This is a genomic window from Janthinobacterium sp. TND4EL3, from assembly GCF_900156175.1.
Taxonomy (GTDB): Bacteria; Pseudomonadota; Gammaproteobacteria; order Burkholderiales; family Burkholderiaceae_D; genus Janthinobacterium.
The window spans coordinates 1-11,276 of record NZ_FTMV01000046.1 but is presented as its reverse complement, the minus strand read 5'-3'; the positions used below and the strand labels follow the sequence as shown (position 1 = coordinate 11,276).

The following is an 11,276-nucleotide window of genomic DNA, read 5'->3' as shown; positions in this document are numbered from 1 at the left end:
ACTGGCACCGGCCGCATCAGGGTATTGCTGGCAAGGCACCGATGTCACGGCTTGGTTCTAGTCCGAATAACCTCTTGCAACTTCACAGCTAGCGCGGATGGGAATGACCTTGCCCTTGGCCTCGCGCGCCCTTAACTGCCCGCAGCCCCCTTCCACGTCCTGCCCGGCCGAATCGCGCAGTTTCGTCAGTACGCCGCGCGCGTGCAGGGCGGCGGCAATCGCGCGCGCCTTTTCCCAGCTGGGGCGCCTGAACGGCAAGTCTGCTATGGTGTTATACGGGATCATGTTGAGCACCGCATACTTGCCCTGCAAGAGCGCCACGATGCCATCCATCTCGTCCTCGCCATCGTTGACGCCTTCCATCAAGGTCCATTGGTACTGCACCGGGTAGCCGGTCAGGCGCGCATACGCTTCGCCGAAGTCCACCAGTTCGCGCGGGGTGAGCCTGGGCGCGCGCGGCAGCAGCTGTTCGCGCAGCTCCGGCTTGGTCGTGTGCAGCGACAGGGCCAGCGCCGGCTTGACCCTTCCCTGCGGCAGGCGCTCGAAGGCGCGCGGGTCGCCGACGGTGGAAAACACGAGGTTCTTGTGGCCGATATTGCCCTCGGTGCCCAGCAGCTCGATCGCTTCCATCACATTGGCCAGGTTATGCGCCGGTTCACCCATGCCCATGAAGACGACTTTTTTGACGGGGCGCAAGGTGCGCGCCAGCACCACCTGCGCCACGATCTCGCCGCTGGTCACTTGCCGTATCAAGCCGTCGCGGCCCGTCATGCAGAACTGGCAGCCGACGGCGCAGCCGACCTGGCTCGACACGCACAGGCCATCGCGCGGCAGCAGCACGCTTTCCACCGTCTGCCCGTCGTGCAGCCCCACCAGCAGGCGCGCGGAATCGTCGGCGCCCGGATGGGTGCTGAGCAGCTTGAGCATGCCCTGCAATTCGGCGTCCAGCGCAGGCAGGGCCTCGCGCACGGGCAGCGGCAAAAAGTCTTCGGCGCGGCGCCGGCCCTGGTCGTGCGGCTGGCCCTGTATCCAGTCGCGCAGCACGCGCTGTTCGTGCAGAGGCTTGGCGCCCAAGGCGCGCAGGCGCTGGCGGAGGTGATCGATTTGCATGGATTCTGAATGAAAGACGGCGCGCCGGCAGGAATGCGAGGCGCGCCGCGGATGGGAATAAAAAGCTTAGACTTTTTTCACGAATTCCGTTTTCAGGCTCATGGAACCGAAGCCGTCGATCTTGCAGTCGATGTCATGGTCGGCGTCGACCAGGCGGATATTCTTGACCTTGGTGCCCATCTTGACGACACCGCCGCCACCCTTCAATTTCAAGTCCTTGATGACGCTGACCGTATCGCCATCCTGCAGGATATTGCCGGCCGCATCGCGGTACACCTTGGCGCCCTCTTCCACCGCTTCTGCAGCCGAGGCCGACCATTCATGCGCGCATTCAGGACAGATCAACTGGCTGCCATCTTCATACGTGAATTCGGATTTGCATTGCGGGCATGGTGGTAATGTGCTCATTTTCTTCTCTGTCTGGTGAACAGCGCGTGCTGTAAAAGCCGACATTATACGGCCTACGCCCCGCATCAGCGGGCTTTTTTCCCCATCATTATCAAGGCCGGCGAATAATCTCGATGGTGCTGTGGACGATTTCCTCGTGGATGCCGATGCGTGCGCGCAGTTCGGCCGCTGTCAGGCCAGCATCGCGGCTGACGACGGACAAGGCGCACGAGTACAGCTGCTTGCCGACCCGCCAGACATGCAGGTCGACGATGCGCGGCGTGTCGCCTGCGCTTGCCACTTCCACGGCCTCGCGGATTTCATCCACCACCGGATGGTCCATCTCGCGGTCCAGCAAGACCTTGCCCGTGTCCAGCATGAGCTTTTTCGCCCACAGCGCCACCAGCACGGCGCCCGCGATGCCCATCACGGGGTCGAGCCAGCGCCAGCCGTAAGCCCACGCGCCGGCCAGGGCGACGATGGCCAGTACGGACGTGGCGGCGTCGGCCAGCACGTGCACATAGGCGGCCTTCATGTTCAGGTCTTCACCGTGGCCATGATGGTCGTGGTGAGCGTGGTGGTCGTGATGATCGTGGCCGCCGTGGTGCTCATGGCCGTGATCGTGGTGGCCCCCGAGGATCAGCGCGCACACCAGGTTCACCAAGAGGCCAAAGGTGGCCACCGCCATCGCCTGCGGATAGTGGATGGGCTGCGGCGCAAACAGGCGCTCGACGGAGGCCGCCACCATCAGCACGGCCACGCCCAGCAGCAGGATGGCGCTCGTGTAGCCGGCCAGCACCTCGATCTTCCATGTGCCGAAGGCGAAGCGGGGGTCGCGCGCATAGCGGCGCGCCGCCCCATACGCAAACGCGGCCAGGCCGATGGCCAGCGCGTGCGAACTCATATGCCAGCCATCGGCCAGCAGTGCCATGGAGTTGTACCACCAGCCGGCGACGATTTCCAGCACCATGGTGGCCAGGGTAATCCACATGACGATGCGCGCGCGCCGTTCCGCCTTGTCGCTGGCGCCGCCAAACACGTGCTCATGCTGCCATGCGGACAGGTCTTCCTCGATATGTTGCAGTTTCATGCTGGTCTCTCTGATCGATTATTTGAGGTAGGTGCGCAGGATGGCGGCGATTTCATCGGCCCCCTTTGCCCGCTCGTCGCCGGCGAGGCCGGGACTGGCCACGTGCTCGCGCAGGTGCTCTTCGATGACTTCCCCCATCAGGCCATTGACGGCGCCGCGCACGGCGGCGATCAGCTGCAGCACTTCGCCGCAGTCGCGGCCCTCTTCCAGGCTCCGCTCCAGGCCTTCCACCTGCCCCTTGATGCGTTTGACCCTGTTCAGCAGCTTGGTCTTGTTGTGCGCCGTGTGGCCCATGATGTACTCCGATAAATACTATAGGGGGGTATACTATCAGAAACCGTCCCGGCTGCGACAAGGCGCAAAAAAAGCCGCACATCGCTAGCGATGGCGGCTCGTCATCAGGGGATGCGCGTCAGGGCAACGGTGCGATCTTCCGCAGCTGGCTGGCCAGCGAGGCATCGGACAGTTCACCCAGGTGGGTGTCGACCAGACGTCCCTGCGCGTCGTAGAACAGGGTGGTAGGCAGCGCCGAGGAGCCGGCCGCCTTGCCCAGCGCCGCTTCGCTGTCGAACACCACATTGCGCAGGATCACGCCGCTCCTGTCCAGGAAAGCGCTGGCCGTGCCCCCATCCTCGCGCTGATTGGCATAGACGAAGACGATATCGGCGCGCGCCTGCTGCGCGGCGGCCAGCACGGGCATCTCGCGCCGGCATGGCGGGCACCAGCTGGCCCACAGATTGACTACCATGGGCTTGCCGCCGGCCAGCGCCGCCAGGCTGGTGGACTTGCCGTCCGCCGTCTGCAGCGTCACGGCCGGCAAGGCCGCCGGCTTGTCGTAGGCGAGCGAGATCCCTGCGCTCAAGACGCCCCAGGCCAGCGCGCCGCAGACCACGCTGGCAGCCAGCGGCCGGCGCATGGCGGCCATGGCGGGACGCCGGCAGCGCCACGCGGCGAAAGCCAGTGCGGCGGCAATGCCGGCCGGCGCCATGAAGCCGCCGTCGCGGATATTGATGATGGACCAGGGCGCGGCCCAATACTGTTCATGCCAGCGCAGCACGAACGCCAGCCGCGCCGCCAGCAGGCCGGCGATCAGCATGTCGGAAACGAGGGGGCCGGCGTCCGGCAACTGGCGGTACTTCCGCAGCCACCACGCCGCGCCGTAGGCGACGCACAGGGAGACGAACAACAGGACGAGGCCCGTGGGCAGGGCCAGGGGGCCGATTTGCAGGGACAGCATGGGCGCTTTCTATCACGTCGAATGGACGGCCATTGTGCCCCAGGCGGATTAAGGTGGCGTTAACAAGAGGCCAGTGCTTCCTTGCGCACGAAATGCATGGCTTGCGGCTGGTCCACCAGCACGCACTGCTTGCCCGTGCGCTTGCAGTGGTCATGCACGCGCCAGTAGGCATCGTGGCTGACGCAGCCCGTCTGGCATATCACCAGGTCGGCCGCCACGAGACCCGCCTCCAGCGCCGCCACGTCGTCGGCGCCGTCGCCGCTGCCCGCGTGATGCAGGAAGCGCCCGCCGGCCTGCTCGACGGCCTGCTGCGCCACATGGACGCCGCCCGCAGCCTGGCCCGGCTCCAGATTTGCATAGTTGCCCACGTATAGCACGGCCTTTTCGCGCACGTCGGCCTGCAAGCCTGGTATTGGCAAGCACTGCAGGCGCAGCAATTCGCGCATCAGGTCCTGCACGCGCTCGCCGAGCCACTCGACCCGGCGCGCCAGCCGGGCACGCGTCGGCAAGCCCGGCACGCTGGCCGCCAGTTCGGCCAATGCGTCGCGCGCCAGCGCCAGCTTTGTATCGCGGATCACGACCTGCGCCCGCGCACGCATCAATTCCGACTCCAGCTGCGCGATGCAGGCCGCCTGCGCCGCCAGCTGCGCACTGCAGCGCGCCTGCGCGCGGCCATATTCGCCCATCAGCACGCGATGCTCATGCGCGATCGCGTCCTCGTTACCATGCACACTGCCCATCATGCCCTCCTTCACCACCCGTGGCGCCATGGCGCCAGCCCATTGGACCCCCATAGCGCTGAATTATAAATGAGAATCATTATTGTTTGTGTATGCACGTGCACGCAGCAGGGATATGCGAAGGCGACCGGCTTCACATGGCGGGCGGGCAGGACAGCATGCGCTTCCAGACATCATCCTGCACCTGCCGCACCTGCCGCAGGGCATCGGGGCCGCGATAGATATCCAGCGTATTCGGCCACGCGATATCGATGAACAACTGCCGTGCCGGATCGACCAGCAGGGACTGCCCCACATAATTCCCCTTGATCTCGCCTTTGTTCACGGCCAGCAGGCGCGCGCCGCCCGCAAGCGCCCGCTCGTCCAGCGCCACGCCGCTGCGCTCGGCCACGTCGCGCAGCCAGCGCTCGCGCCAGCGCGCCTGCTCCGCGAACTGTCCCGTGGGTGGCCGGTCCAGCTTGACGACGGCCGCCACGGGACCGTCGATGCCCGCCTGCAGCGAAAAGCCCATGCGTTCCTGCAATTCGACCGTATAGGCCTCTCCCTTGATGTCGATCTGGTAGCGCCCCGTCCCTTCCTGTACCAGCAGGTCGGCCTGATGGTAGGCAGGTTTGACGCAATTGGCATACTGATAGGCGAGCACATCGAGGAACGGCGGCGCGGCCGGGGTGGACGCCGCCATGGCGGGCGACAGGCTGGCACATAAGGCACATAAGGCCGCGGCGGCTGCGTATTGCATCTTGCTCATGCTTGCTCCGGTTCACGTAAAAAGACGATGACGGCCGAAAAACACCTGCGGCACGCCATCGCGTCGCTCATGGTAGCTATTTTGAATCTTTCTTTCTGGCACACGATTCAATTGAATCGTGCTTGTTCGATCACTATTTCTAGTGTGTAATCTTGCAAACAAGTTATGACATCAACTGCCGATACGTTTACCTCAGCACACGGAGTGCCAAACAATGTCCGCATTTTTCCATGCAAGTGCATCTTCCTTATGCATCGATCACGACGGCAGCCAGACAACATGAACAATCTTCCATTTCCCGAGCGGCGCCGCCAGCAATTTCTGGATGAAGAACTGTATGCCAAGACACGCAAGAATCAATTTGCGCTGATTGCAGGAGGACTGGAAAACAAAAAGGTCGCCGATTCAGCGCTGGAAAATGCTTCCGTTCATCATTTTTTATATCTGGAACTGCTCTGGCTCTGGATGCTCGACTACACGGCGGGCGAGTCCATCGAGGCCCTGGCGCCGCGCATCGCGGACATCGTGGACAAATTTGAAGAATGGAATACGGTCGACCAGGTCAGTCAGCGGGAAGCGGCGCTTGAGTTTCCAGATTACGGGCCGTATGCCTACTTTGGCGCGCCAGACTTTTCCATCCTGTCCGACTACCAGGACACCTTGCAACTGCTCAGCATTGCCATCCTGCTGCGCGATCAGCGCTCGGTGCTGCGCATCATCCACGTGCTGCGCAGCCATCGTGGCCGCGATAGTCTGTTCGAGCAATTGATCAGCGCCTATGTCGACGACAGCCAGGATCTCCACACCTGCGTCCTCGGCAAGCCCTACAGTACCCTGGCGCAAGTCTTCTTTGAAGAGGACGAGCATGCCACACTCGCCCTGCTCCAGAAATACCTGAAACAGTGGTATCCAGCCATGCGACATCATCCACGCTGGCATGACGGACATTTGAGAGTCAGGGACGCAGGTTATGCCCCTTATTACGGCTACTGGGCATTCGAAGCGGGGGCGACGGTTTTCCTGCTCGACCTGGACGATAGCCGGAGCAGATCCCTGGTGTACCCCGGGGACCTGGTCGACCATGCGCGACGGCTACGCAAGGAAGCGCGCTACACCAGTGAAGTTGCACGGCAGCAACCATAATCAGCAAGGGGCAAGGATGCAGACGCTGAACGAAGGGGATTTTTTGGCCCGGCGCAGGGAAGCGCGGCTGTCCTATGCCATCTACCTTGAAAGCAAGGACAGCCAGGACGAGTGCTACGACATGGTGGCAGCCGGCTTGCAACAGCCGGCGCACGTGCTGCAATATATTCCACCAGAAAATTTCATGACGGCCACGCGCCAGCGGGCCTGGGATGGCGTCGACCAGCTCGCCCTCGCCTACAGCGCCGGTCACGCGCTGGACGAGTTGCGTGCCGCGTATCCCACGATACTCGCTTACTGGCTGGCGTTTGCCCGCTATGACATGGCATTTGACGCTCAGGCCGGCGAAGCCGAACAGGGATTTCCCCACTTCGCCCTGCCCGGCGACGGCTACGAGCAGGTCAACCGCATGGTCTGCCTCGGCATTTTGCTGGGCTGCGGCAGTTTGCTACCCCGGCTGGCGCCCGTCATCGATTTCAATAACCATGAAAAGGATGGCTTGCTGGAGCGGCTGCTGGCATGCTTTGTCGCCGGCAGGGATGCCGCCTGGCCAAAGTGCACGCGCCAGTTGCCCTACATCAATACACTCAAGATATTTGCGGCAGACAAAGATGCCCGTCCTGCGCTGATGCACGCCTATCTGCAGCAATGGTATGAGGCCAGCCGCCGCGAGCCCTATTACGACAGCCACCGGCGCAACACCTCGTTCCGGGGCTACTGGTCCTGGGAAGCGGCCGCCATCACCTGCGTGCTCGATATCGATGACAGCGGCTATCGCGGCGCGCCCTTCTATCCGGCCGACCTGGTGGCGTTCTGCAGTAGGCAAGGGAAAGGTTCCGGCGCATGAAAGCTACCAGCACCAGCATCGCCATCGCCACCGCCGTCACCGTGGTTGCAGGACTCTGCTTCGCCCTGCCCAGGCAGTCGCCTGTCGCCACCGATCCCTTTCCGGGCATTTATTCCATCATCGACCCTGTCACTGGCGAGACCAAGGATGTCCTGAAAGTAGAACCGCTACTGGGCGAGTACGTGGTACTCGCGCGCTTTGCCGGCCACGGGCCATGGACGGGCCCCATCTACGCCAAAGTCATGGGCAACGGCGACAGCTACGCGTCGCCGCCACTGTTTCAGCAGGACCGCATGGTCAGCGCGCTATCGCTGGACGAGATCGGCTACCTCTACCACACGCCGGGCAACAGCGACTCACGCGTCGGCCCGTCCGATACCGGCTATATCAGCAGTATCGCGAGCTTCGGCATTACCCCTCTTTTCCACCGGCCCCTGCTTGCGGGCCACGATGAGCGCGGTGAGCGGGGCCTGCACGCATACACGCCCGGCACAGGAGAGCGCAAGGTATCGCTCAGTACCTTGAACTACAGCCCGCGCATGATACAGGTGGGCATCAGTTCCGCCAGCAATCCTGACAACGCTGTCGATACCGATCCCCTGAATCCGTACATGAGCAGCGCCGCCAGCTGCTGCTTCTATCTGCCGGCGCAGGCCGCGGCGCCGTTGCAGGTCAAGCTCGAATATCGCTGGCTGCCCAATGGCAAGCCTGAAGTGCTGGCCCTGACCTTGCCAGCCAACAGCGACGCCGACGAACTGCTGATACTGGTGCAAGCGGATGGCAGCATGGGCGTGGAATTTCGCGCCCCCGGCAAGGACCTGGATCTGACGCCTGAGGGCGTCAAATCCATCAATGGCAAGCCGTATCCCCTGCCACCGGCCGCCGAGCGCAAGGCGCGCCTGGCTGCGGAACTGGCGCGAAGAAAACGCTTCTTGAAAGACATGTACAGGCTGCGGGACAAAGGCACGGGCGCATCTGTCGAGGTGGCATATCAGCTGCGCTACCTGATCGACGAGTACGAGAAAACCATCACCTATCTGGAAGCGTTTTCCGCATGCACCGACAGCCTGGCGACGTGCGACAAGCAAGCCATTGCAGCGGTTCGCGCGCCATAGCGCAGCAACGCCCACGAAACGCCGTGCCGAACGGCGTCCTGGCCGCCAGCCAGCCTGTCAGCGGCCTGGCTGCGCGGGCGCGGCCGGCGCGCTGACAGCGGCGCCCGCATCGAGCTTGAACACGCCCACTTCCCGCACCAGACTGGCCGCCTGCTCTTCCAGGCTGCCGGCAGCGGCCGCCGCCTGCTCAACGAGGGCGGCGTTCTGCTGCGTGACTTCATCCATTTGCGTGATGGCCTGGTTGACCTGTTCGATGCCCAGGCTCTGCTCCTGGCTGGCGGCGGCGATTTCGCTCATCAGGTCGACCACCTGCTTGACGGATGTCACGATCTTGTCCATCGTCGCGCCAGCCTCGTCCACCAGCTTGCTGCCCGCGTCGACGCGGTCGACCGAATCGCCGATCATGGCCTTGATCTCGCGCGCGGCGCTGGCCGAGCGCTGCGCCAGGCTGCGCACCTCGCTGGCGACGACGGCGAAGCCGCGTCCCTGTTCGCCCGCCCTGGCCGCCTCCACGGCCGCGTTCAAGGCCAGGATATTCGTCTGGAAGGCGATACTGTCGATCACATCGACGATATCGACGATCTTGCGCGAGCTGGCATTGATGGCGCCCATGGTATCGACCACGCGCCCGACCACCTGTCCGCCCTGCACGGCAAATTCCGACGCCGACACCACCAGCTGGTTCGCCTGCCGCGCATTGTCGGCATTCTGCTTTACCGTGCTGGTCAGCTCCTTCATCGCGGAAGCCGTTTCTTCCAGCGAACTGGCTTGCGCTTCCGTGCGCGACGACAGGTCGAAATTGCCGGCCGCGATTTCGCGCGAAGCAACGGTAATGCTTTCCGTGCTGCTGCGCACCTGGCCCACGGTGCGCGACAGGCTGCCGTTCATCGCTTCGAGTGCCTGCAGCAATTGGCCGGGCTCGTCGGAAAAGCGCTTGTCGACACGATTGCTCAGGTCGCCGGCGGCCACCCTCTGCGCGGCACGCAGCGCCTCCTGCAAGGGGCCGGTAATGCTGCGGCTGATCAGCACGGCGCCGGCGATGCTCACGCCCAGCGATGCCAGCAGCAAGCCCGCCAGCAGCACGGTGGCCGAGCGCGCCCTGTCGGCCGACTGGCTCTCGAATGCGTCCGAGCGCTTGCTGGTCATGTCGACCACGCGGTTGATGGCCGCCAGATGGCTGTCGTAGCTCGCTGCCATGGCCGCCATGGCACTGGCCACGCCAGCCTTGTCCTGCCCCTGCAGCGCGGGGATGAGGCGCGTGAATGCCATCTCATAGAATGCCACGGCAGGGGCATGCGCCTGCGCCAGCAAGGCTTGCGCGATATCGGGATCGAGATCCTGGGTACGCCAGAACTGATGGCGCGTGTCGTACTCGGCCTTCAGGGCCTTCAGGCGTTCGACCAGCTTGTCTTGCGCGCTCCTGTCTTCGGCCCCCATCAACTGGAAGGCGACCAGGTAGGATTCGAGGATGTATTCGGGCGGCGGCAGCACGTCGGCCACCAGGTCCTTGCCCTGCACGATGCGCTGGTACACGGGCCCGTTGACCTTCAGTTCGTGCAGCACGCGCAGCGACCAGCCGCCATACACGATCATGCCCAGCGAAAAGATGGCGACCAGCAAGGCCAGCCGGCGCGACAGTTTGACTTGGCGAAGCAGCTGCATGTGCGTACCCCCTCGGTTGTGCGGACCATGCCGTCCATGCCGCTGGCATAAGCTGCACTGGCCAGGATGAAGTTTCTGCGCAGCATTTGCAGATTATGCAACTTTTTAAGGGGATTGGGAGGGATGGCAGTGAAAAAGAATCTCTTGCCGAGCAAGGGCTGGCGTATGTGCTCGCATAAGCCGGCGCATGCGCTGGCCGCCACTGCCGGAGATGAGGGGACGGCGTTGGCCGCTGCGCGGCCAACGGAGCCGCGCGGGGCGCGGCAGATGGGCGATTCGGAAAGCCTGCGCGCCCGTCAGGGCGCTCCGTCTTCGAATCCCGCCGTTCCGTCCAGACAAATAAAAAAGCCTCCCGCAGGGGAGGCTTTTTTATTTGATTCTGGCGGAGACGGTGTCCGTAGAACACCCCTATGAAATGCGACTCACTTTTGACCGCTACCCCCCTGTCTACCCCCCACCCCACAATTACTGGATTGAGAGGCCGCTAAGTGTTTAGTTTCGTGCGATCATATTTCTCGTCATTCAGACACGACCTCAGCCATGCCAATGTCCCAACCTCTGAGCAATCTCGGTGCCAATGCGTACGGATCAGATAACGTCTACCGCGTGACGCGCCCCCTACACCTCGAATTTCCCGGCGCCATCTACCACGTTACTTCGCGCGGAGACCGGCGTGGCACCATTTACCGGGACGATACCGATCGCCTTGCCTGGCAAGAGGTGCTAGCCCTGGTCTGCGAGCGGTACCATTTTGTCGTGCACAGTTTCTGCCAGATGAGCAATCATTATCATCTGCTCGTTGAAACGCTGGAAGCGAATCTGTCGCAGGGCACCCTTGGCGCGCGACGGACTCGGCGCGGCGGCATCGATGCCGGCAGCCAGCGCCTCGAAGTCCACATGCTTGGTCAAGCCGACCAGTGGATCGCCGATTTTCGTACGGCGATCCTCGCGTTCATGTTCGACAAACAGACTGATCCAGGGCTTCATCATCGCGGCTACTCGCTGGACGGCGGATGCCAAAATTTTATCGGCTCAGGCCAGCAGGTGGTGGTTTTTTAGAGGCCGTCCCAAGTTACCGATTTTCGGCGACACACGTCCGTAGCTGTTTAGATTCGTGGGATCATGTACCTATGCGTAGTTGGCCACTCTTCAAGGCCAGGCAGGTTTTGCGTACACTGTTCCAATCTGATCTTTCAC

Annotated in this window: 12 protein-coding genes; 4 read left to right on the top strand and 8 right to left on the bottom strand. The window is 63.1% G+C overall.

Translation table 11 applies throughout. The annotated features are described in order from the left end of the window. Positions 1-57 precede the first annotated feature (57 nt). The 7 genes from BXA07_RS29165 to BXA07_RS29135 form a co-directional block, all read right to left on the bottom strand. Positions 58-1,110: an RNA methyltransferase gene (locus BXA07_RS29165; protein ID WP_076573184.1), complete on the bottom strand. Its 1,053-nt coding sequence runs from the start codon at positions 1,108-1,110 to the stop codon at positions 58-60. Positions 1,111-1,176: 66 nt separating this feature from the next. Beyond that, positions 1,177-1,518: a zinc ribbon domain-containing protein YjdM gene (locus BXA07_RS29160; protein WP_076573183.1), complete on the bottom strand. Its 342-nt coding sequence runs from the start codon at positions 1,516-1,518 to the stop codon at positions 1,177-1,179. A 91-nt stretch (positions 1,519-1,609) separates the two neighbouring features. Next, positions 1,610-2,587 carry a CDF family Co(II)/Ni(II) efflux transporter DmeF gene (gene dmeF, locus BXA07_RS29155; RefSeq protein ID WP_076573182.1) on the bottom strand — a complete coding sequence of 326 codons (978 nt, stop codon included), beginning with the start codon at positions 2,585-2,587 and terminating at the stop codon, positions 1,610-1,612. Positions 2,588-2,605: 18 nt separating this feature from the next. Continuing rightward, complete coding sequence (locus BXA07_RS29150) at positions 2,606-2,881, bottom strand: metal/formaldehyde-sensitive transcriptional repressor (RefSeq protein ID WP_076573181.1); 276 nt, start codon at positions 2,879-2,881, stop codon at positions 2,606-2,608. A 118-nt stretch (positions 2,882-2,999) separates the two neighbouring features. Continuing rightward, on the bottom strand, positions 3,000-3,824 hold the full coding sequence (locus tag BXA07_RS29145; RefSeq protein WP_076573180.1) for a TlpA disulfide reductase family protein: 825 nt from the start codon (positions 3,822-3,824) through the stop codon (positions 3,000-3,002). A 59-nt stretch (positions 3,825-3,883) separates the two neighbouring features. Further along, positions 3,884-4,423, bottom strand: a complete 540-nt coding sequence (locus BXA07_RS29140; RefSeq protein ID WP_244556454.1) for a DUF2325 domain-containing protein — start codon at positions 4,421-4,423, stop codon at positions 3,884-3,886. A 274-nt stretch (positions 4,424-4,697) separates the two neighbouring features. Next, entirely contained in the window at positions 4,698-5,312 is a 615-nt protein-coding gene (locus BXA07_RS29135) for a hypothetical protein (protein ID WP_076573179.1), read from the bottom strand. Between the two features lie 279 nt (positions 5,313-5,591). Between BXA07_RS29135 and BXA07_RS29130 the strand changes: the two genes are divergently transcribed. From BXA07_RS29130 to BXA07_RS29120, 3 genes are read left to right on the top strand one after another with little or no spacing between them, the layout of a single operon-like run. Beyond that, positions 5,592-6,455, top strand: coding sequence for a PoNe immunity protein domain-containing protein (locus tag BXA07_RS29130; RefSeq protein ID WP_076573178.1), 864 nt, complete (start codon positions 5,592-5,594; stop codon positions 6,453-6,455). A 16-nt stretch (positions 6,456-6,471) separates the two neighbouring features. Continuing rightward, a complete protein-coding gene (locus BXA07_RS29125) occupies positions 6,472-7,302 on the top strand; it encodes a PoNe immunity protein domain-containing protein (RefSeq protein WP_076573177.1) in 831 nt (276 codons plus the stop codon). Continuing rightward, positions 7,299-8,417, top strand: a complete 1,119-nt coding sequence (locus BXA07_RS29120; protein WP_076573176.1) for a hypothetical protein — start codon at positions 7,299-7,301, stop codon at positions 8,415-8,417. The genes BXA07_RS29125 and BXA07_RS29120 overlap by 4 nt, the downstream gene beginning before the upstream one ends. 57 nt (positions 8,418-8,474) lie before the next feature. Here BXA07_RS29120 and BXA07_RS29115 read toward each other — a convergent pair whose 3' ends face one another. Further along, the gene (locus BXA07_RS29115) at positions 8,475-10,079 is read right to left on the bottom strand and encodes a methyl-accepting chemotaxis protein (protein WP_076573175.1); all 1,605 of its coding nucleotides are present in this window, start codon (positions 10,077-10,079) and stop codon (positions 8,475-8,477) included. A gap of 546 nt (positions 10,080-10,625) precedes the next feature. Here BXA07_RS29115 and BXA07_RS31550 point away from each other — a divergent pair. Beyond that, on the top strand, positions 10,626-11,138 hold the full coding sequence (locus BXA07_RS31550) for a transposase (RefSeq protein ID WP_244556453.1): 513 nt from the start codon (positions 10,626-10,628) through the stop codon (positions 11,136-11,138). Positions 11,139-11,276: the final 138 nt, after the last annotated feature.

Bases quoted from the DNA above. Each gene is read 5' to 3' on its own strand.
- BXA07_RS29165 (WP_076573184.1), bottom strand. From the start codon at position 1,110: ATGCAAATCGATCACCTCCGCCAGCGCCTGCGCGCCTTGGGCGCCAAG.
- BXA07_RS29160 (WP_076573183.1), bottom strand. From the start codon at position 1,518: ATGAGCACATTACCACCATGCCCGCAATGCAAATCCGAATTCACGTAT.
- dmeF (WP_076573182.1), bottom strand. From the start codon at position 2,587: ATGAAACTGCAACATATCGAGGAAGACCTGTCCGCATGGCAGCATGAG.
- BXA07_RS29150 (WP_076573181.1), bottom strand. From the start codon at position 2,881: ATGGGCCACACGGCGCACAACAAGACCAAGCTGCTGAACAGGGTCAAA.
- BXA07_RS29145 (WP_076573180.1), bottom strand. From the start codon at position 3,824: ATGCTGTCCCTGCAAATCGGCCCCCTGGCCCTGCCCACGGGCCTCGTC.
- BXA07_RS29140 (WP_244556454.1), bottom strand. From the start codon at position 4,423: ATGCGTGCGCGGGCGCAGGTCGTGATCCGCGATACAAAGCTGGCGCTG.
- BXA07_RS29135 (WP_076573179.1), bottom strand. From the start codon at position 5,312: ATGAGCAAGATGCAATACGCAGCCGCCGCGGCCTTATGTGCCTTATGT.
- BXA07_RS29130 (WP_076573178.1), top strand. From the start codon at position 5,592: ATGAACAATCTTCCATTTCCCGAGCGGCGCCGCCAGCAATTTCTGGAT.
- BXA07_RS29125 (WP_076573177.1), top strand. From the start codon at position 6,472: ATGCAGACGCTGAACGAAGGGGATTTTTTGGCCCGGCGCAGGGAAGCG.
- BXA07_RS29120 (WP_076573176.1), top strand. From the start codon at position 7,299: ATGAAAGCTACCAGCACCAGCATCGCCATCGCCACCGCCGTCACCGTG.
- BXA07_RS29115 (WP_076573175.1), bottom strand. From the start codon at position 10,079: ATGCAGCTGCTTCGCCAAGTCAAACTGTCGCGCCGGCTGGCCTTGCTG.
- BXA07_RS31550 (WP_244556453.1), top strand. From the start codon at position 10,626: ATGTCCCAACCTCTGAGCAATCTCGGTGCCAATGCGTACGGATCAGAT.